At 45.6% G+C, this 24,205-nt stretch carries 4 protein-coding genes; all 4 read right to left on the reverse strand.

What is annotated here, in order from left to right; all coding sequences use genetic code 11:
- Nucleotides 1–2 precede the first annotated feature (2 nt).
- Nucleotides 3–8,198, reverse strand: a complete 8,196-nt coding sequence (locus AKG37_RS16430; RefSeq protein WP_060699792.1) for a non-ribosomal peptide synthetase — start codon at nt 8,196–8,198, stop codon at nt 3–5.
- Nucleotides 8,199–8,211: 13 nt separating this feature from the next.
- The gene (locus AKG37_RS16435; RefSeq protein WP_060699793.1) at nt 8,212–18,345 is read right to left on the reverse strand and encodes a non-ribosomal peptide synthetase; all 10,134 of its coding nucleotides are present in this window, start codon (nt 18,343–18,345) and stop codon (nt 8,212–8,214) included.
- Nucleotides 18,346–18,407: 62 nt separating this feature from the next.
- Nucleotides 18,408–22,244: a non-ribosomal peptide synthetase gene (locus AKG37_RS16440; RefSeq protein ID WP_060699794.1), complete on the reverse strand. Its 3,837-nt coding sequence runs from the start codon at nt 22,242–22,244 to the stop codon at nt 18,408–18,410.
- A 44-nt stretch (nt 22,245–22,288) separates the two neighbouring features.
- On the reverse strand, nt 22,289–24,205 hold a 1,917-nt coding region (locus AKG37_RS16445), incomplete at its 5' end, for a condensation domain-containing protein (RefSeq protein WP_237697820.1).

The raw sequence follows: 24,205 nt of genomic DNA on the forward strand, positions 1-24,205 counted from the left end.
CCTTACCCCTTTACGATAGTTTGTAAAATCCGTGCCAGTTCATCTGCCTGAGGCCTTTTCATCATGGTGACATGGTCTCCTTTGATGTGATAATACGAACACGACTCTTTCGTATAAGCCTCCCAGTCTGCGAATTTCTTCTGAAAATCAGCTGCGTGATCACTGCTTTGGACAATATAGAATGGCACAGGAAATGGTTCTTTTTCTAATTCAATGGCTTGTGACATGATCGTATTATGCGTTTGCATTTGCAAATATTTATCTAAATACTGATCATTCATAAATTGATGAACGACTTCATCCTTTTCCGCCTCTTTGAGTATTTTCTGCTTCACTTCCTGAAAACTCAATCCTTGTAAAGCTTCTGGCTGGATGCCGACAAGATTTCCCATTCCAAGGACAAGCGCAAGCATTTTCACTTCTTCTTCGTTCATATCGGCATGAAGTGCCTGATCTGCCTCATCTCTTAACACTGGCACCGTATCTAAAATGATCAATCCTTTCGGCGCTTTTCCTGCATGAGAGAGCCGCTGATTCATTCCGTAGGCAAGGTGTCCACCCATCGAATGCCCTGCTAGATAGTCAACGCCTGATCGATAGAAGGTCTCAATGGCTTCAATAAATATGGTTACAAGCTCTGTGTAATGGAGGAATTGTGGTTCTTCATCCTCATATAAGCCAGGAGACTGTAAGGCGTAAACAGCACCTTGATGTGTCATGAGTTTGGCAACATCAATATAGCCCATCACCGTTCCACCGGCAGGCGGTGCAAAGAATATTCTCGGTTCAGCTGGGTCGCCTTTTTTCAGTTCGATTAAATAATCCTTCGGAGACCTTTCGACGTGCTCCCCAGCTTCTGGCACCGCGTTCAAGTGGGCGGCTAACTGTGCAGGCGCTGGGTGCATGAAAATCCATTTCGGATCAACACGAACACCTTTTTCTTTTAATTTGGCCACAGCCTGAATACTCATGATGGAATCGCCGCCTAAATCAAAGAAGGAGTCATGCATACCTACTTGTTTGACACCAAGCACTTCCTTGAAAGCTGCGACAATCCGTTCTTCCGTTTCAGTGACTGGTTTGATGTCATCATGTGAAAGAGAGATTGTTTCTGTTGGCTCTGGCAGTACTTTTTGATCCACCTTCCCGTTCGTTGTCACTGGCATTTCATCCAGTACGACAAAGTAACTTGGAATCATATAGCCTGGCAGGCTTTCCTGCAAAAATGTTTTCCAGCCCGGAACAGGATGTTCTCCATCTGTCACAAGGTAAGCCGCCAGCCGTTTTGAGCTGCCATACGTTTTGGCAATGACTGTACATTCTTTGACTTGCGGATGCTTGAGCAAGGCAGTCTCAATTTCTCCACATTCAATTCGGTAGCCTCTAATTTTCACCAGGTGATCTTTTCGGCCGAGATATTCAATCGTGCCATCTGACCGCCATGTGCCAAGGTCTCCTGAACGATACAGCTTGTCTCCCTTTAGTTCAGGAAAAGGATTGTCAATAAACCGCTCCTTTGTCCGTTCTGGATCATGAAGGTAGCCTTTAGCGAGTCCGGTTCCGCCGATATACATTTCTCCTTTGACGCCTGCTGGCACTGGGTTGAGCGCATCGTCTAGTATGACGACGGTTGAATTAGACACCGGGACACCAATTGGAACTGATCTTGCGCCTGCTGGCACATGTGTGACTTGATGTGTTGTGGCTAAGGTTGTGTTTTCTGTTGGACCGTAGGCATTGATGAGCACACCTTCCATATGCGGCAGTGCCTTTCGCGCATGCTCACTAGACATAGCTTCCCCGCCAACAAGTAATGTGCGGTAGCCTGCCACACTTTTTGGATCGTGCTCCACCAGCCGATTGAATAGTGCGGTTGGCAGACAGTTGGCTGTCACTTGATGCGTCTTGATGAGACGCGCCAATTCTTCCATATTCAGTGCTGCATATTTTGGAAGCAATATGAGTTGACCTCCATTCAGCAGCATTCCCCATAATTCAAATGTAAAGGCATCAAACGCATAGTTTGACAGCTGAAGCATCTTGTCATCTGGACCTAGTTCAATATAATTTGTTTCTCTAACCAAGCGGATAACTCCTGCATGAGGGAGCATCACGCCTTTTGGTGTACCTGTTGAGCCTGATGTGTAGTTAACATAGGCTATCTGATCTTCCCCTATAATGGATGGTTCTTTTTGATACACTGCATCTGTTTCTGGTAATGGCTTGTCCATGTCAATCTTTGTACCAGTAAAGTCGACGAGACGATCTGCAAAATGAGACTGGGTGATGATCACATCACTTTGTGTATCACGAATGATGAGGCGGATGCGTGCATCTGGATATTCAGGTGACATTGGAACATACGCTGCGCCAGACTTGACGATACCTAGTACCGCAACAATCATGTCAAAGGAGCGATCAAAAAGCATTGGTACAAGCGAACCTGGTCCAATTCCTTTCGACTGCAAGTAAGCAGCAAGCTGTGTCGCCTTCTCATCTAAGTCTTGATACGTCATGTGCTCATCCATATAGGACAACGCAATGCGATACGGATCACGCTGCACCTGTTCTTCAAACAGCTCTTGAATCGTACACTTTGGATAAGGCGTATCCGTTTGATTTTTCCCTAGGATCATGGCAGACTGTTCCGCTTTGTCCATTAAGCAATAATCAAAAAATGTACGTTCAGGCTGAGCCGTTATGCTATCTAACAAATGGAGATAATAGTTCATATAACGATGGATTGTCTCTTGATCAAATAAGTCCGTATTGTATTCCACATGAATGGACAGCTGATCCTCCTGTTCAAATACATGCAGGGTGAGATCAAATTTAGATACTGTATGATGAACCATCACCTGTTCACTTGTCAGGCCTTTGAGATTAATATCGAGCGAATCTGTGACATAACCCATGGCCGCCTGAAAAATAGGTGACCGGCTTAAATCTCTATCCAACGAAAGATCGTCGACAAGCTTATCAAATGGATAATGCTGATGCTCAAAGGCTTTTAATGTCAGCTCTTTCACGTTTTCCATGACATCAGCAAACGTCTCTGCTGTTGAGACGTCCAGTCTCAGCGCAAGTGTATTCACAAACATGCCAACGAGCCGCTCAGATTGCTTGGCATCCCGCCCTGCAATAGGTGAACCAATGATGAGATCTGTTTGTCCGGACAGCTTGTGAAGCAAGACGTAGTAGGCGGACAGCATCGTCATGAACAGCGTAGTGCCCTGCTGCTTGGATAAAGCCTGCAAGCGGCGGATAAGCGGTTCATCCAGTTCGACTTGCTCTGTAGCGCCGTTAAATGTTTGAACCGGCGGACGAGGACGGTCAAACGGCAGCTCTAACACTGGAAGCTCACCCTTTAAGGTATCGAGCCAATAGGCTTGGTCTGCTTGATGATGCTTTAATTGTTCATTTTCCCAATGAACATAATCTGTCCACTCGATTTCCAGCACCGGAAGCTGCGGTGTTTGATCTGCAAGCAGCGCGTCATACACCACTTCTAGCTCCCGAATGAGCAGGCTGAGCGACCATGCATCTGAAATGATGTGGTGCTGCGCGCAAAGGAGATAATATTCCTCCTTGCCCATATCCACAATCGTCCACTGCGCAAGAGGCCCTCTTTCTAAATCATAACTGCGGTTTGCCTCTTGCTGAATAAGCTGCTTGAGTCTTCTCGTTCTTGTTTTTTCATTAAATAATGAGAAGTTTGCAACGGTCACAGATGGCGGAAGGTCTTCACGAATCTGTTGAACCGGCTTGCCGCCAATTGATTTGAATGTTGCCCGAAGTGCTTCATGGCGCTTCGTTAAAAGACCGATCGCTTTTGTTAACGCTTGAATGTGTAATGGTCCTGTCAGCTTCCAAGCACCTAATATATTGTAATGATGGCTCTTTTCTAATGTGGATAAGAACCAAATACGCTTCTGGGCATGTGACAGTTCATAGCTTGCTTTCTTTTCAAGCTTAGGAATCTCAGCTTCCTGAACAGCTGCTCCCCCTTTGATGTCATCAACCATTTGCGCCAAATGTGCAAGGTGTCTGCTTTCAAATAATATTTTTAAAGGTGCCTTGATTGAACATTCATGATTGATCCGAGAAATGGTTTGAGTCGCCTTTAATGAATGTCCGCCAAGGTCGAAGAATTGATCCTCTTTATACACACGATCTACGTCTAAAATATCCTCCCATATGGCAGCAATCATCTGCTCTGTCTTCGTTTCTGGCAAGTGCTTTTCAAGGCTTTTGACGCTTTTATGATGATTCCGTTTGAGCGCTTCATGATCAATAGAGCCATCTAGTTTTTTCGGTATTTCTTGTACTTGCTGAATGTCCCAGTTCCCTTCAGTGACGCTCGTGATCTCTTCAACACGCACTTCTTTGTCAGTCTGAACAGTGTAAAAAAGCTTTTTCTCAAAGACGGGTATTGAAGCTGGCTGAAGGTACTCGGCGATTTCTGGATTTGCTCCGTCTAGGCCGATAAATAGATGCGCTTCATTCAGCCGAGCACCTAGACATAATGAATGGAGACCTTGCTGCTTTCCAATCAATTGAAATCCCTTGCGAACGGTAAGAGCTGCTCCGGTATGTCCCTTAGACAAACCGAGATTATCCCACATACTAAAGTTTAAAGAGATCGCTCGTCTTCCTTCTTGAAAGGTGAGAGCGTGCGCGAGACCATCTAAAAAGCTATTGGCCGCAGAGTATGCCCCGAATGTTGTGCCGCCAAAAAAGCCATTTACCGATCCAAAAAAGACAAGCGGTACTGTCGGATCATACTTAAAGGCTTCTTGCAGAACCCAAGCACCGGCTGCTTTTCCTGACATTTCTGTTGTGAAGTCCTCTTCTGACGTATGTGCCAATGTATACGTGTCCGCGTGCTGAAAATGCTCAGACACATTGCCAGTACCGGCTAAATGCAGCACACCTCGGATCGATTGTCCAAAATGCTTCTCCGCTTCATACATCGCCTGCTCAACGTCAGCTAAGTTCGTCACATCCGCTTGGACATAAATGACGTCACCAAGACCTTTTAGCTGCGAGAATGCCTCTTCCTTTTCCACGCTGCCTTCCAGTGTTGTCCGTCCAATCAAGACGAGCTTTAAGCCAAATTGGAGCATACGCTTTGAAAGTTCAAATCCAATACCGCCAAGTCCTCCAGTTAATAAATAAAGACCTTCATATTCTAAAAATCCTTCTGTTTGAGGTGCTTCCAGCATATCGACTTTTTCCAGCTTTGGTACGAACCTATGCCCTTTTCGGTAAGACACCTCTGCTTTTAGATGAATCGCAGACAATTCTTCCGTAATATGTTTGGCGTCCTGCTCCACATTCTCGGCTTCGATATCAAGATGAGACACCTCTGCCCCCTCCCATTCTTGCGGAATGGTTTTTAATAAACCAACAAGCGACGTTTTCTCGACATGCAAATCGTCTTGAGGTTGCACAAATTGACCACCTTTTGTCACAACGACAAGACGGATCGGCTCTTTGTTTTCTTGTCTCAACGCTTGATACAAGTACAAAATAGATTGACAGGTACCCGCATGCCGCTCTTTGAACTGTGCAGGATCAAGGGTGTCTTCTTTGTCTGACACATTCCACAGATGGAGCATACATCCGGGCTTTAATTCATCTGCTTCAAGTGCTGCAACGAGCCTGACGTAATCCCCCTTGATTCTTGGGTTCATCTGGTACATCCCTTTAGAAAGACGCAAAAATTCATGCCCTTTTCTTACAGAAATATATGGCTGATTCTTTTGCTGAAGTTGTGCGTAAAGCGATTGATAAAGCCCTTTTTCATCCTCAAAAACAAGCACATGGTCGGTAGAAGGCTGAGTTGGACTGATTAGCTCTTTAGCCCAAATACGCTTATAAAACCAATCTGGGAGAGTTTGTTCATTTTCAGAAGCAAGATCCAGTGTCCGTTCAATGTCCCGGAATACGCCATCTTTTAGTGCTGCGCCTAACTGGGCACGTTGGATTTTCCCACTCTCCGTTTTTGGAAATTGGTCTTTTTTCACTGGAATGATGTGATCAGGCTCTACCCCGATTTTTCGAATGATGGCCTCTCTAATCTGTTGAATGATCGTCATTTGTTCTTCTATCGAGTCCTTCTGTGAGACAAAAAAGACGGCAAGCGTGTCGTTGCTTGATTCAGGATTGTAAATGCCGTACGCAGCAGCAAAGGTGACTTCAACCCCGTCCACTTCTTCCACAACCGCTTCAATTTCGTAATTCAAATAGTTGGCTCCGTTGATCACAATGATGTCCTTTTCTCGACCTGTCAGAACAAGACGCCCTTCGTGAATAAACCCTAAATCGCCTGTGTGAAACCAGCCGTTTCCTGCAAAAACTTCTTGATTGGCTTCCTCATTTTGATAGTAGCCCATCATAATTGTCGGACTCTTCACCTGCAAGCGCCCGACCTGATCTTCCGGCAGCACCTGATGATGCTCATCTACAATCCGAATCCATACAGACGGAATGGGTGTGCCGACTTCTGTAAACGTGATCTTATGCGGATGATCGTGCGTCACACATTGGATTTCACTTGTTAACGATGTCTGATCAATCGTCAACTGACCATCCTGTTCACCATTCCTCATGAATTCCTTTGACTGAACAATGGCTGAGGATGTTTCCGACATGCCGTACGCTGGTACCATCGCATGGCGGCTTAATCTGTGCTGAGCCATGATGTGCATGAAGCGCTGCGTGACTTTTGGAACAACCGCTTCGGCCGCATTCATGATATAAGTCAGAGTGGACAGATCCCAGCTCCCCTTGCGAATGTTCTCCTCGTATTCATTCATCATGGCAAAGGCAAAGTTTGGCGCCCATGTCCTTGTGACCCCGTATGTTTCTACCCAATCCAGCCACACCATCGGCCGCTCGATAAATTGATCGATGGATGGACTAATCTGCTGGCAGCCAAGGTAGACGTCATGTACATGAAACATGACGATCCCGCCAACATGATCAAGCGGCATCCAGTTCAGCGACACATCCTCATGCGTAAAACCATTTGTCTGCTCAAAGGAGATGATTCTAGATAAGATACTTTGATGATGATGACGGATACACTTTGGCACACCCGTGCTTCCTGAGGAAAGCAGCTGAAGCACAGGCTCATCCGGTTCTGGCTCATAATGCTGTTCATCTGGTTCACAAGCCAGCAATGATTCAATCGTTAAAATAGGGATCACTTCTGCTTCAAATGTCTCTCTAAGCCCAGCAATGTCCTCCACTCTTGCTTCGTTTGTAATAATGAAAGGTTCATGTTGAAGCTGAAACACGCCCTTCAGCTTGTTCACACCTTGATTCATTTCATCATAAACGGGCGGCACAGAGACTGGGGTCGGAATGATTCCACCGAGAATACAGCCCCAAAACACCGTGATAAAATCTTGATGATCTTTCAATTGAAGTAACACTTGATCGCCGTTTGTCAGTCCTGCTTCCCTTAAACCAGACAGAATCCGTTCAGCGCTTGTTAGGAGTTCAGGGTAGGTTTGGGTCAACGTGCGCCCATCTTCTTTTATATAAGTCACACCGCGGTTAGGCGACATAAAAGCTGAGCGAATCAGCACCTCTGTCAGTGTGACAGGTGTGCCTGGTTTTTTGATGACATCCCCTCCATACACAAGTGCCGGCGGCTTTTCATGTGCAGATGAATGTTTTGTTTCGACCGCTTCATTCTTTACGATTGGTCCGTTTCCTTGAGTTCTCTGCCGATCAGGGAACAGGTCATCTAAGTGATAGGGCGATCGTTTTTCTATCTGACTATCAATGATAGCAATCGCTTCCTCTACTCCATTTATCGCTTTGGTACGCTCTTCTATCTTTCTTAATTCCTCTTGATCTATGATTTCAATTGAAAGCAATGCCTCTGTATCGACCGCTCCACTTTCTGTCTTTGGCAAGGAAGGTAACAAGACAAGAGCAGCTGGCACTTCATGAGGTTGAAGCGCGCCTTTCATTAAGTCCTCTCTTGTCAGCGAAGGATCCTTCGCCTGTGCAAATAGCACAAGCGATAGACTGCCTTCTTGATTTTTCTTCGGGATGATTGCACATTCCTTTAGTGGAAAATGAAGCATCATGACTTGCTCTAATACTTTGAGATCAATCCGTTTTCCATTGATTCTGACGAGATGATTTGCTGCATGTCCTTTTCGTCTACTCACTAACATCGTTCTTCTCCTCCTACATCCAATCCAAAATCTGAATCTTGTTTTTTTCATTCCAAACGCCGACATCCCCTGTCGGATAGAGGTATTCGCCAGTTTGATGTTTGAATGGATGCGGAATTTTATGCGTCTCCATCCAATCGGCAAGCTCCCCGCAAAGTGCTTTGATATCCTTTGTACCGATAAAAATATCCCCAGGAAATCCTACCGGCATGAGCTGATGCTCTTCGCTTAGGACGTATATTTCCGTCTCAAAGGAAGGATCATGCACACCTGAGTAAACCTCTTCTTGATCTAGGTACAGTACGCTTACTTGTGCGTTTCTCGCCCAATCGGTAATCATCCGCTCTTTTTCTTCCTTCGTCACAATCGTGAAAGAAGAGAGTGGTGTCTCTACTTGTTCTGTCATGGCTTCAAGTGTGTGGATCAGCTGCTGCATCAGCGATTGTATTTGTTTTTCTGTATATTGATTGATGCGATATGTGACCCGAAGCTCCAGCGTATCTCCTGGAACAGCCACAAGGGTCAGGTCATAGTTCGTTTCTTCATGGCTTGAAATGTCTACAATGCGTACACCGTACGGCTCGATAGATTCAATCGGATAGTTTTCAAACACGACAATGCTGTTAAACAATGAATCTCCATTTGGGATACGGGTCAGCTGCTGAATATCTGGCAGCACGGTATATTCGAATTCCCGCATGTGAAAAACCGTTTCCTGCGTCTGTGCCAGCAGCTGAGAAATGGTCCACTCTGGCGTGATTGGCAAACGGAGCGGCAATGTGTTAATAAAAAGGCCTGTCATGCTTTCAACCTCTCTTAAGTCTGCCGGCCGTCCAGATACTGTCACACCAAACACGACATCCTCTGATCCTGAATGAAGGTGCAACAGCAGCCCCCATGCTGTCTGAATCAAAGTGCTCATCGTTACCTTCTCTGTGGCTGTTATCTCTTCCAGCTTCTGCTGCATCTTAGGCGTTAATTTGATACTGAACTGATCGATACCAGCTTCTTCGTCCGAAGCGTGTCCGCCGTCTCCTGGTAGCGGTGTGGTCTCCTCTACTCCTGACATATAACGTTTCCAGAATGCTTGTGCCTTTTCTTGATCCTGCTTTTGCAGCCACTCGATAAAATCTTTATACGGACGTACAGCAGATAGGTTTATCTCCCGTTCGTCCACAAGAGATCGATACAATGAGAAGGACTCTTCGATAAAACTGAACAAGCTCCAGCCATCTATTAAAATATGATGAAAGCTAAAAACAAACGTGCATGTGTTTTCATCACGGTAGAATAATGCAATACGAATCAGTGGTTTCTCCGTATCTTCTAAATTGAAATCCGTTAAACGATCTGATTGCAAATAATGCTGGATGGTTTCCTTCTGATCCGTTTCACTCAGGTGGCGCACATCGTGCTGAGTGAGGTGAATGCTTCCTTCTGATTGAATCAGTTGTACAGGCTCTTTTAGCCCTTCCCAAGCGAATCTTGTCCGCAAAATCGAATGGCGCTCTACAAGCAGATTCCAAGCTTGTTCATAGGCTTTGCCGTCAGTTAAACCTTCGAGCGTCATATGCACCTGACCAAAATAAGCCTGTGACGCTTGATCTAACAGTGCATGAAACAGCATTCCTTGCTGCATTGGAGATAGTGGATACACATCCACTACATTGTCTGGAAGCTCATCAATTTGTTTTTGCGTGAGCTGCACCATTGGAAAATCAGATGGCGTAAAGCCGCCTTTTGTCTCTACACAATGCGTTAAAATATCGTTCATTTTTTCTTTAAAACGTTGAGGTAACTGGCGCACCTCTTCATGCTGAAGCAATTCACGATTGATCATAAAATTCATCTGGAGCTGGCCGCTCACCACATATCCGTACACATCAATCAAATGCTGTCTTTCTGCTTTTGGGTCATGTACATGCCCATTTCGTTCATCTGCTATATAAAGGTGTGCCTCACCATCTATTTGATCTAACTGTCCAAGGTAATTAAAGCTTATCTGCGGCGCTGCCTTTTTGAGCAAACGAGATTCTGTCATATATTGAAGCAAGCCATAGCCGAGTCCCTTTTGCGGTACAGCTCTTAAGGTTTCTTTGACATCTTTGATTTGTCTCTCAACATCGGTTTGTATAAAAGGAATAAAAATAGGATAAGAGCTCGTAAACCATCCGATTGTCCGTGACAAATCCATCTGTTCAAATACATCCTCGCGTCCGTGCCCTTCTAACGTAATGAGTATTGGCTTTCCAACGGCCTGCGCAAGTCCTGATAAGAGTAAATCGTTTACCTCTGTCCGGTACGCTTGTGATGCCTGTCTTAGTAAAATGTCTGTTTGATCCTTCGTCAATTGAATAGACAGGATCTCTGCATGTTCTTCTATATTAAAAAGCGCAGGTGTTTGAAAAGGAGAACCCTCTTCCTCTTGATCAATGATCTGTTGCCAATAAGATACCTGCTCTTGTAATTGATCTGTTTGTGCATATTCATAAAGAGCTTCTGCCCACTGCGGATAGGAAGCCGTTTTCTTTGCAAGTGCTATCTCCTGCCCTGCTGCAAGCTGCTTTAGGCCATTTAATAGATCTTCCTGTATGATGCGCCATGAGACTCCATCCATCACAAGATGGTGAGTAGCCATAAAGAGTTCAGACGTATGATCACTTGTCTGAAAAAGAATGGCTTTGATCACTTCTCCTCGCTCTAATGACAACGTTCCTTGACAAGCACCCGTCTCCAAACGGATTTGTTCCAGCGCTTCCTCCTGAGAAACACCCGTCAAATCAAAGAATGTGACACAAGGGATGATACCAGGCTCACGAATGGTTTGAATCCACGAACCATCTGCTGCTTTTGTATAAATCGCTCTCAGCATATCGTGATGATCGACAATCTTTGAGAGAACCTGCGTCAGCTGCTCGAGCGGTACGGATTGCTTGAATTCTATATGCGCTGATAGATTCCAATGATCTTGGTTTGTCATCGATTGCTCAAAGAACCAAGATTGGATTGGGAGCAGACGCACATCTCCTGTCACAGGTGACTGATCATAGGTCACAGCAACATCTGCCTTTTTCATTGCGAGTGCCAGCTGTGAAATCGTCTGTTTTTCAAATACATCTCTCGGCTGAATGACGTAGCCTTCCTGTACTAAGCGTGCCACCATTTGTATGACAATAATCGAATCTCCGCCAAGCTCAAAGTAGTTATCATGTACGCCAATCGAAGGAGTACCGAGCAGCTGAGTCCAGACCTTTTCCAGCACACGTTCTTCCTCACTAAGTGCGCTTTCTGCTGGTTTGTCCACTTCCTCCTGTCTCCACTCTGGCGGCGGGAGGCGTTTTTGGTCTACCTTGCCGTTTGCTGTAAGCGGGAGTTCCTCCAGCTCTATTAGCAGGCTTGGCACCATATAATCTGGCAGCATGTCTTTCAAAGTGCGGCGAATATGTTGCTGGGTCCATGCACCTTTTTGAACAAAATAACCGATCAATCGCTTATGACCACTCTCGTGCTGATGCGGAATAACCGCACATTCTATGATGTCTTCAAAGCTCAGCAGAGCGGCTTCAATTTCTCCACATTCGACGCGATGTCCGCGAATTTTCACTTGATGATCGATTCGTCCAAGGCAGTCGATGATGCCGTTTGACAGCCAGCGGCCCATATCGCCTGTTTTATATAAACGCGCCCCTTCTTGGAAAGGATGCGGGATAAATGCTTGCGAAGTTTTTTCTTCATCTCCTAGGTAACCGAGCGCAAGCCCTGTTCCGCCTACATAGATCTCTCCAATGACACCCTGCGGAACCGGCTGCAGCTGGTCGTCTAATACATAGGCTTGTGAATATGCAATTGGCTGACCGATTGGAACTGTGGCCTGACCTTCGTCCAATGCGCGAATGTGATGCACACAAGAGAACGTCGTATTCTCAGTTGGCCCATAGCCGTTTAAAAGACCTTCAGGTAAATACGGCAGTGCTTTACGGATATGAGCAGCTGACAAAGCATCACCACCGACCAATAAGGCATCGAACCCAGATAAAGCTTCTGGATGTTCCTCAGTTAACCGGTTAAACAGCGGCACCGTCAAAAATCCTGTTGTAATTTTGTGAGATGTCAGCGTGTCAGCCAGCGTATCCATTGATAAAATTGTATTCCGATCGGTCAGTATCAGCCTTCCTCCGTTGAGCAGGGCTCCCCATATTTCATACGTAAAGGCATCAAAAGAGAAGCTCGCCATTTGTAAAACACGTGTCTGTTCGTTAAGGGTGACATAATCTGTTTCGCACACAAGCCGGATGACTGCTTGATGCGGGATTAAAACCCCTTTTGGCTGTCCGGTTGATCCTGATGTGTAATTGATATAAGCGAGTCCTTCAGGTTTTAAGGAAACAGGTAGCAGTTCTGCTTCTGATAAAAATTCCTCATAACCCTGATCAAGACATATGAGCTCTGTTTGATTAATAGACACCTTTTTCAGCCATTCATTTTTTGTTAGTAACAGCTTAATGCCTGTATCCTTCAGCATATAATCAATGCGGGCATCTGGATATTCAGGATCAATCGGCACATATGCGCCCCCTGCTTTCACAATCGCCAGCACCCCAAAAATCATTTCAGGCGACCTGTCGATCAGAAGTCCTACTGGTTCATGCGGCTTCACTCCTCGTTGCTGCAAATAAGCGGCAAGCCGGTGAGCTTTCTCGTGTAACTCTAAATATGTCCACTGCTTACCCTTAGATTCGAGGGCGATGGCATGAGGGGTCTTTTTCACCTGCGCTTCAAATCGGTCTGTGATCAGAAGCGGGCCTGCTGGTTGAGCTGTTTTGCCGCTCCATTCATAGAGCAGTTGCTGCTTCTCTTTCTCTGGCAGGTAATTCATTTGTCTAATCGGCTGCGTTGGATTTTCACAAATACAAGCAAGCAGATGCTCATAGTAACGAAGGAACCGATCCATCGTATCGTCAGAAAATAAGTCCGTATCATACTCAAGTTTTAATTGAAGACCTTCCGCTCCTTCAAACACAAACAGCGACAGATCAAATTTGGCCGTATCATTATCTTCAATGGCTAAAACGGATGTCGCTTTCCCCATTGGAGAGGCTTCAAGCGGTAGGTTTTGCAGAACGAACATGACCTGAAACAGCGGCTGCTTGCCAGCCTCACGTACAATATTCAGCTCATCTACGACCATCTCAAACGGCACATCCTGATGCGCATAGGCGCCCATTGTGGTTTCCTTTACTCGCTCTAATAACTCAGTGAAAGCCGGATTCCCGCTATGATCAATCCGAAGTGCCAGCGTATTTACGAAAAATCCGATCAGCTGCTCCATCTCTGTCCGATTTCTCCCAGCAATGACAGATCCAATCACAAACTCATCCTGTGAAGACAACCGATGCAGCAAGGTAGAAAAGGCAGAAAGTAAAGTCATATAAAGGGTGCTGTCTGTTGTCTTAGAAAGTGCAGCCAGCTGCTCTGATAGCTGCTTCGACAAGCGATATTTTTTCGTTTTCCCCCTGTAGGATTGAACGGCCGGCCGCGTGTAGTCATACGGCAAAATCAACTCTTCCACTGGTACCGCAAATTGCTTCTTCCAATAGGAAAGCTGTTTATCCAGGGTTTCTCCAGTCAAATACTCCTTCTGCCATAGTGCGTAATCCGCATATTGAATCGGCAGCGGCGGAAGGTCAGGCTCCCGTCCTTCGATCATCGCTGTATACCACTCGGACAGCTCTCTTGCGGCAATGCCTATCGACCAGCCATCTGACACGATATGGTGAATGGACATCAGCAGCAAATGATCTGTTTCTGACAGCCGGATCAGCTTCACACGAAAGAGCGCATCATGTTCTAAGTGGAAAGGTGTGCCCGCTTCTCTTTTCGCCCATTCAGCCGCTTGTTGTTCTTTTTCTTCCTGTGATGTCAGATCTGATACATCGACCACTTCAAACTCTGGAAGGGTCATATGTTCATGTATGATCTGTACCGGTTCATCACCGCTCATCGCAAAGGATGTTCTGAGTGATTCATGCCTTTGCACCATTTGCTGCAGGCTGTGCTGAAGCACCTTCACATCTAAAGGTCCATTCATCCGAAAGGAAATCGTATTATTGTAAAATGGCAGGTCAGGCTGTAATTGATAGAGAAACCACTGTCTTTGCTGGGCATAGGACATCGGAATCGCATGACCCTTTTCTATTTTCCGCATCGGAATCGCTTCATCGGCTTTGGCATGTGAATCAATCCAGTCTGCTAACTCTCCAAGCCTCGTATGTTCAAATAAAACAGCGAGCGGCACGTCAAATCCCGTTCTTTTTCTTACAGCAGATAGCATTTGCGTTGCCTTAAGTGAATGACCTCCAAGTAGAAAGAAATGATCACCACAGCTGATATTTGAGACTTCAAGCAGCTCGGACCAAATGTGTGCCAAAAGTTTCTCCGTCTCTGTTTGTGGCACTCTGTCTTCTGAATCATGTCCACTTTCTTCTATTAATTCATTGAAATACGTTTCGTCTGGCATCCCATCCTCTGTTTCTTGCCAGTATTCCTCAGGATATAAATGCAAGGTATATTCACCAGAGAGTCGAGACTGTAAACACGTATAAATGGACTGATACAGCCTTTCTTCAATAGCCTTTGTTTGATCGGTTTTGAAAAAGACATACACGGCCTGCTCTGCTTGAATCTCTGCATGTAGCATTGCTTGAATTTCCTGCTTCGACCGATCCAATCCCATATAAATGAGGGACGCATCTGTCATCAAGCATGCCAGTATTGTTTGGATGCCCGCCCGCTTTGGAATCGGGAGATAGCCTCTTTCTTTTAACATGCCTTTGATCATTGAGCCTTCACTCATTCCGATCTCATCCCACATGCTAAAGCTAAAGCAATACGGCTTCACTGTAGACGTCAGCCTCTGATAATGGGCAAATTGTTCAACGAACTCATTGGCTGCGCAATAAGCGCCAACGGTCATCCCGCCCTTTAATGTTCGAGCTGATGAGCTGGAAAGGAACAAGACGTTCTGCCGTTTAGATGCTGCTTCATGAAGCGCAATCGTGCCATATACCTTCGCCTCGTACATAGCGTGTAAAGATACAGACGTCATGTCACGAAGCAGCTCTTCTTGGATCATGCCAGCGAAATGAATGACGCCATGCAGCCTTTTGCCTAAAGACACCTCTTGTTTTGAAATAAGGGCTTCAATGGCTTTTGCGTCAGTGATGTCAACTGCTTCATAAAGAACTGTGCCGCCGTGCTTTTCCGCTTGTTTCTCAAGTGAATTCAATACGTCTTGCTGCTCCGCAGATAAAGTCTCGCGCGCCTTTCTTCCAAGCAGTACAAGATGCGTTTGATAGGACGACAGCAGGTGTTCACTCAGCATCCGGCCAATCCCGCCCAGCCCGCCTGTCATCACGTAAAGTTCGGATGATTCAAATGGCGGTTTCTTCATCCTTTGTTCTTTTTCTAGATGAAGCGGTGATAAGAAAGGAATATAACGAACACCTTCGCGATAAGCGGCGATATGTTGGCTCGTGTCATGTGTGAGCTCTGTCATAATCGATAATGCATGATAATGGGCAGCATCCGATTCTGTTAGAGAAAAATCAAGACACCGCACCTTGATAAACGGCCATTCATGCTGAACAGCTGTCATCAATCCTGCTGTCGTTGCTTTTTCCACATGATGCGTTTGATCTTCTAACACATTCATCGCATGAGCGGAGACAAAGGTGATCTCTACAGGTTCCTCATAGGCGGCGATCGCTTTTGTTACATATAATGCACTCATGCTGCCAGTTCTCTGCGCTTCTTTCGCCATCGCTGCATGAAGTGTGTCTTCTTGAGCTGTGTAGTTCCAAAGGTGAATGATTTGTTTCACCGAAACGCCATACGAACGGAGCGTCTCAAAGAGTTGTTCGTAATCAGACGGCCGATTCGGGTGGATGATGAAGTGGGTATGTGTGAGTTGTGTAAATGCTTGACCCGGTTCAACCGTAATATATGTTTGTTCATCGGCCGAAAGGGATCTCAATTGATCTGCCAGCCCTAATGTGTCTGCAAAGACCACAATGTCCCCTGCTGTTCGTTTTTCAGCCTCATGAAGCGGAGCAGGTATCCACTTCTTTTGATAATTCCAATCAGGCAAGGTATGTTCATTTTCAAGTCTGATATCCAGCTCCTTGATGATTTCATCGAATTCGCCTTCCTGCCATCGCTTCTTGAGCTGCGCTCTTTCTATTTTTCCAGAGCTTGTTTTCGGAAAGGCATGCTTCTGGACAGGGATCACACGAGATGCATATAGCCCCATTTTTGTTGCAATATGGGATTTGATGTGTTGACTTGCCCTCATGATATAAGACGGCTCATACAGCTTCGGTGTAAAAAAGAGAATCAGCTCATCGGATGCTGATGCTTTCATTCGAACGGAGCAAGCCGCCACAAAGCTTGTTTCAACGCCTGGTACTTCCTCTGCAATGGCTTCAATTTCATAGTTGTGATAATTTTTCCCGTTGATGATGATCATGTCTTTTTCTCTACCGGTTAATGTCAGCCTTCCTTCGTGCAGGAAACCTAAGTCCCCCGTGTGAAACCAGCCATCAGTTTGAAAGACTTCTTGATTCGCTTCTTCATTCTTGTAATAGCCCTTCATTGTCGTCGGCCCTTTGATTTGCACGCTGCCAATATGATCTTCGGGAAGAAGCTCCTGCTGATGGTTGACGATGCGAATTGTGATACCGGGAATCGGCCTTCCCAGCTCTGTAAAGCTGACAGTTCCTGCCTCACGTGCCTCCGCTGGTCGTAGCTGCTCTGTCAGCGATGTTTCCTCAAAGGTCAGAACCCCGCTGTTTTCATCTCCCCGCTCAATGGCAAAAGAGAAGACAACAGCTGATGAGATTTCAGACATGCCGAATGCCGGCCTGATGACATCTCCCTTTAAGCCGTGCGGAGCCAGCAGATGTAAAAATCGGTGAATTGTCTTCGGTACAACCGCTTCTGCCCCATTGATCATACAGGCCATAGCAGAAAGATCCCAAGATCCTGACGTAATGTCTTTCTCATAATCATTGATCATCGCAAAGGCAAAGTTAGGTGCCCATGTCTTCGTTGCACGGTAGCGGTCCATCCAGTCAAGCCAGCGCAGCGGCTGAGCGATAAAATCATCTGTTCTTGCCCGAATCTGCTCACAGCCCGTATACACATTGACAAGGTGAAACATCACAATGCCGCCAATATGATCTAAAGGCATCCAGTCTAATGACACATCCTCTTGTGTAAATTGATTGGCGGCCACTGTTCCTTTGACATTCGCCAGCACACTTCTATGAGAATGCTCAACGCACTTGGGCATGCCTGTACTTCCAGACGTTAAGATAAAAAAGACTGAATCATCAGGTGCGGCTGGGTGAGCTTCTATATCTCTTTCTAAAGAAAGCATTGGCTCAACGGATGCGACACATAACTTGTCTGTATGCCACAATAAAGCCAGACCTTGCACCTCATCAATCAGCGAATCATCTGTTAAAATCAGCGGATGCTCCAGGAGATTCCAAGCATGATGAAGCTTCTTCACAGAGGCATTCATTTCCCGATAAGTCGGAGCAGCGGACACAAGGGTTGGAACAAATCCGCCTAAAACGCATGCCCAGAAGGCTGTGACCATCGCATGATTGGATGAAAATTGAAAGAAAACAGGGTCACCCGGTTCAAGTCCTAATGCCCTTAAACCTGTTAGAACTCGCTCGGCGTCCTCCTTTAACTGCGTGTAGGATTGTGTGAGTTCATTTTCGCTATTAACGATATAGGTCAGCCCATTTGTCGTTTTTGCAGCTGCTGTTAAGGCCTCCTGCAAGGTTTGAGCCCCTGATCTTACATCTAGCTCCCCTCCATAGGAAAGGGCGGGCGGCATGTCTGCTAAAGCAGGAGAAGCCGTTTGCGTCTGTATCCATTCAGCTGCGGCCTCCTGCTCCATGTGATAGTCGAGAAATAAATGAGAGAGGTGATATGGCCGCGGTCGAATGGTTTTTTCACGAGAAAAAACAGCGAAGCGTTCGATTTCGTTGGTTTGTGAAATGGTTCTCTGTACATCTTGTAAAATCATATCCATTGATTCATGTACATTCGATTGGTTGATGATTGATGGTTTCATATGAGTTCCTTTCCTTTTTTGGTCAGGCAGAGCTGCTAATGCCCCCCTGCCTGATCTAAAGTTTACAAGACTGCTTCTCTCTTTTTTTGATGGACGATCTTTTTGATCAGCTGTGCATTTTTGGCTGCACATTCTTTATTTTTGAACATGTCAGCGTGTTGACCATAGCCTAGATATTGGCGATAAGCACCGGTCGTTGCATGTTCCCAATTTTCCATCCAGTCTGGCAGCGCAATTTGCTCTTCAGATTGGATAAAATCAATATCTGCTTGAATCTCTCCTTCATTCACCCCCATAACAAATGTTTCATAATAGGCCCGCGTTTTTAGAGCAAGTTCTTGTTGGATAGACTTTGCTTGGGCAAGTTCACTTTGCTTCGACTGATGGACAATGGCTGCTATATCGTCATCGATGGATCGCCCTTCTAAATCACTTTCTGCAATTTTCTTATAGGAATCGATCATGATCACCTTTTCAACCGTCCGCCCTGCTCGTTCAAGAGCTTGAACGAGCTCAAAGGCAAGGTAGCACCCGCCAGAGTAGCCCATCAAAGTCAGTGGCCCTTCAGACTGAAGATGCTGGATATGCTGAACGTATTGCGTCATGCGGTGATCCGCTTCAATAAAGTCAAAGGCGATTAAACGAACATCATCGAGCGTTTTTGCGGCTTCCTGATAGATAAAGCCATAGCCCGGTAATGGCGGCAGCGCAAAGACCGTTGCAGATTGAGATTCATTGAATACAAGATAGCCAGTTTTAGCTTTCTGATCCTGCTGCTGAATATATCGGCTGATCGCTTCAATCGTTGGCGTCTCGAACAACAAATGAATGGGTACATGGACATCAAATTCCTTAGACACTTTCGACAAAAGTGACATCGCTTTTAATGAATGTCCACCAATCTCAAAGAAATGGTCATCTATGCTGATATCCTCTCGTTCAAGCACTTCACGCCACATGACAAGCAGCCTTTGTTCTACCTCATTTGCCGGAAGCTTCACATGGCGGTTTCCTTGAAGCGCTTCTGGCTTTGGCAGCTGACGTTTATCAACCTTTCCATTTGGCGTAAGCGGCATTTTCTCAAGTCTGATCAGTTCATGAGGCTGCATGTAAGCTGGGAGTTTCTCCTTCAGCTCTGACTTGATCACATCAAGTTTGTCCTTCCATTCCTCGTCACATGTCATATAGGCGAGCAGCCTTGTATGCTGCGAGCCATGCTGATCAGCTATCAGGGCAGCTTGCTTGACGCCTGGATGCATGAGAAGGTGGGCTTCAATTTCTGTCAGCTCAATTCGATGACCGCGAATTTTCACTTGATCGTCTACCCTGCCTGCATACTCAATCAGACCATCTGCCCGGAAATAAGCCAAGTCTCCCGTCCGATACAGTCTTTCACCTGGAATGAATGGATGTGCGATAAAGGCTTCTTTTGTCAGATCTGGACGATTTACATACCCCTTCGCAAGTCCTTTGCCGCTGAGACAAAGTTCTCCGACCATTCCAATCGGCTGAAGCTGTCCATACTGGCTCAATATATAAGCACCCGTTTGGTTGAGCGGCTTTCCGATTGGAATAGAATGTGCCTCTATCGGTATGGCCTCATCTACAGGATAATAGGTGGCGAAAACCGTTGATTCGGTTGGGCCATAGACATTGATTAGCCGGCCTTTCCCCATGACATCAAAGGCTTTTCTCACATGCTGTACAGATGCCCGCTCCCCTCCGAACAGCACTTTCCGAACACTGCGCATCCAATCGGTTTCTTCATCAACGAGAAGATGAAATAAAGCAGTTGGAACAAACATGACTGAAATGCTTTCTCTTTTAATCAACTCCGTCAGCTCGTGCATGTCTAAAATGGTTTCCTTTTTCGGCAGGACAAGCTTCGCCCCGTTTAAAAGCGCACCATAGACATCAAAGGTAAAGCCATCGAATACGCTGTTGGATAGCGACAGCAGTGTATCCATTTCAGAAATGGTTAAGTAGTTCGTATTTTTGACCACTCGGGCAATATTGGAATGGGTCGTCATGATGCCTTTTGGCTGACCCGTTGTACCTGATGTATACATGATATAAGCCGTATCATGTAAGCCTGCTTCAAGTGGCAGATTTTCTGAGGTCATCAGTGAAATTTCCTGATCATCTGCAAACAAATACGTGCCATCAAACACCAGTTTATTCGTCTGACCAATAAAGGATGAGTGAGTCAGAAGGTGCGTCGCTCCGCTGTCTTTGAGCATATATTGAATGCGGCTTTCTGGATAATCGGGATCAATTGGCACATAGATTGCGCCTGCTTTTAAGACAGCAAGCAAACTGACAATGAGTTCAGGCGTTCGATCTGCTAAAATAGCGATAACCGTTTGATGTGCGGCCCCATTTTTTTGCAAATGCCTTGCCAATCGATTGGCTTGTTCATTCAGCTCGGCATATGTCATTGTGTGCTCTCCCGCTGATAATGCCACTGCATTCGGCTGTTTGCGGACATTATGCTCAAACCATTTAGATAAATAAAGCTGGTCATGCTCAAGCTCGGATGCATTCCATTCCTCAAGAATCAGCTGTTTTTCCTGTTTCGTGACGAGTGTGAGTGTATGAACCGCTTGATCGGGATGCTTGACCGCCTCTTTCATCAATAAGCTCAGCTGATCCTTTAACCTGTGAACAAATTGAGGATCAAACGCTTTTTTGTTAAAGGCGAGCTTCAACTGCAGTTGTTCTCCGGGTGATGCCAGCAAATTGAGATCATAGTTCGATTTTTCATAGACATTCATGTCCTCCACGGTAAACCCTAATCGTGCCTCTTGCTCATCCTTTTTTGCGGACGGGACATTTTCAAACACGACAATATGATCAATGAGCTGCTGCTGACCTGTTTTTGCCTGAATATCATAAATCGGAATATATTGATGCGGCTCAGCCGCAAGAGACTGCTGCTGTGTTTCTGACAGGAGCGAACGGAATGTCATGTGATCTGTCAGCTGAATTCTTCTTGGGATGACATTGATGAACAATCCAACCATCCTGTCAACGCCAGCCAAGTCTGCCGGACGTCCTGACACAACTGTTCCAAACAGCACATCATTTGACCGCTGATACCTGCTCAGCAGAACCGACCAAACTGATTGAAGCGCACTGCTTAGCGTCGCATTTTGCTGCAGCGCTAACTCTGATAAAGCGGCCGTTTCTTCTTTGCTCATGGACCATTCAATTTCGCCTAATTCATGTTCATTCGTTTGTTTTCGCTGTTCTTTAAAGGTCGATTGTCCATCAAACCCTGCTAGTGATTGCTGCCAATATTGAAGTGATGCTTGTTTATCTTGTTTTTCCAGCCACTTTATATATTCTTTATATGGTTTGACCGGTTCCAGTTTGTAAGAGACATCATGCAAAAGTGCATGGTAAATTGCAAATAACTCCTGCACCACAAGTCCAAAGCACCAGCCATCAAGAAGGATATGGTGATAGCTCCATATCCAGCGATAACTAGCAGGACCTGTTTGGAAAACAGTTGCCCGCATGAGAGCATCCTTCGAGAGGTCAAATCCTCTCAGCTGATCCTGTTGTTTAAAGGTCTCAATACGTACAAGCTGCTCACCTTCACTAAGATCCTGCATGTCCACAACATCAAGTGTAAAAGGACGTTTCTTCAGTACAACTTGGACTGGGCGCTTCACTTTTTCGTGGAGAAACACGGTACGAAAAATATCGTACCGCTCCACGATGACATTCATACTTTTCTCAAGTAAGTCATAACGCAGTGTGCCCTTTACATTCATATCCATTTGCTCTACATAAAAGCCCTTTTCTTGATGATGGAGGGTATGAAACAGCATTCCTTCTTGCATCGGTGACAAATAATACATGTCTTGAACTTGATCCTTTTTAAATTGACTCATCTATTTCATCCTCCCTTCCCGTTTTTATGACTGATCTTGTGTTGTTAGGTCAATTTCTCCTCAAGCATGTCAAAAATATCGTCCATTTCATCCATTTCAAGGTCAGCCGCAGAGAAGTCACTTGGCGTAAATTCCCGTTCCTGCTGCGCTAAACAATGTGTGATGATGGATTGGATTTTTTCCTTCAACAATGTCATGAACTGCTGTATCGTCTGTTCTTCATACTCACTTGTACAATAGGAACATGACAATATGAATCGATTGTGTTGAACAAGTCCACTGAGGTTCAGCTTATAGACAGCTTCCGAATCAGGGCTTGCTTGTCGTCCCATATCATAGGCAGATGGCCCAAAGAGTTCTGTCGTCACTTCCTGATCAATTTGTCCAAGATAGTTCAAGCTGATTTCAGGATGTACATGCTGTCCTGATGTTTCAGCCGCTGTCATGTATTTTAAAATCCCGTAGCCAATTCCTTTATTCGGCACACGCCGCAGCATCTCTTTCGTCCCTTTAATGGCATCAGCTATGGTCTGATCCAGCTTCGCTTCAAGAACAACTGGATACATACTCGTAAACCAGCCAACCGTGCGGGAGACATCTAGTCCTGATAAAATGTCCTCTCTTCCATGACCTTCAAGCTGCACATGTATATGGGATTCGTCTGTCCATTCCTGCATGGCAAGTCCAAGAGCACATAGAAGTATATCGTTCATTTCTGTTGTGTACGGTAGATGAATATCGGTCAAAAGATGCTCAGTTTCTGTTTCTGTCAGCTGTATTTGAACCGATTTGGTTTGGGCAATTTTTCTTTTCGTCACTTCATGATCAACAGGTAAAACGTTTAATGGCATGCTTTCAATCTCTGCCCAATACTTCTGCTCGCTTTTCAATGGCTGTGACTGCGCATAACGTTCCATTGCCTCTGCCCATTCTTTAAAGGAGTGGGTTTTTGGCGGCAGTACGAGCGTTTGTCCCTGAGCTGCCTGCTGATAAAGTGACATAAAGTCCTCTAGTAAAATTCGGCATGAGACACCGTCAATGACAAGATGGTGTGTCACGATGAGTAGGTGATCGCCATCCTCTGCACGGAAACAAATCACTTTCATCAATGGACCTGTTTCGAGGTTCAGTTGACGCTGATACTCATTGGCATATGTGGAAATGGCTTTTTTCACATCAGACTCTTTAGAGACATCATGAGAAATAATCGCAAACGGCTCCGTAAGCTCCCGCTGATTGTATTGCAGAATGCCGCCATGCTCCTGCCTGTATACCATACGCAATGCATCATGGTGTGAAAGTAGTTTTTGCATGACTTGTTCTGTAATGGAAAGGTCAAACCCATTTGGCGCATGAAGCATCATCGAGAGATTCCAATGGTGCTGGTCGCTGAATGCTCGTTCAAAGAACCAGCGCTGAATTGGAGACAACATGACTTCCCCTTCGACAGGTGATTGGTCAGCTGTCATTTGATCTGCTTCTTCAATATATGGGCGAAGCTCCGCAATCGTTGGATATTGGAAAAGCAGCTTCATATCGAGCTTCCAGCCCGCTTGCGTAAGTCTGCTTGCCATTTGGATACCTTTAATTGAATCTCCACCAAGGAAGAAGAAATGATCGTGAATGCCGACTTGGCTAACACCAAGCACATCTGCCCAAATCTCACAAAGCAACGTTTCGACTTCGTCTCTTGGTGCTTCGTATGCCGTTTGGTTTGCTTCCATATCTGGAGCCGGCAATGCCTTTAGATCGACTTTGCCATTTGCCGTCATTGGAAATTGATCTAGCTTTATGATCCATGAAGGCACCATATAGTCTGGTAACGTTCGTTTTAAGCTATCTTTTAAATCCCCTGTTCCTCCATCTGTGATGACATAAGCCGCAAGGGCGTCTTGATCGCTCGCATCTTTGACCGTTGTCACGACCGCTTCTTTGACTGTATCCAGCGCAAGGAGCTGCGC

It is taken from the genome of Bacillus australimaris (assembly GCF_001307105.1).
Taxonomy (GTDB): Bacteria; Bacillota; Bacilli; order Bacillales; family Bacillaceae; genus Bacillus; species Bacillus australimaris.

Coding starts and splice junctions, on each gene's coding strand:
- AKG37_RS16435 (WP_060699793.1), bottom strand. CDS start 18,345: ATGAAACCATCAATCATCAACCAATCGAATGTACATGAATCAATGGAT.
- AKG37_RS16440 (WP_060699794.1), bottom strand. CDS start 22,244: ATGAGTCAATTTAAAAAGGATCAAGTTCAAGACATGTATTATTTGTCA.
- AKG37_RS16430 (WP_060699792.1), bottom strand. CDS start 8,198: ATGTTAGTGAGTAGACGAAAAGGACATGCAGCAAATCATCTCGTCAGA.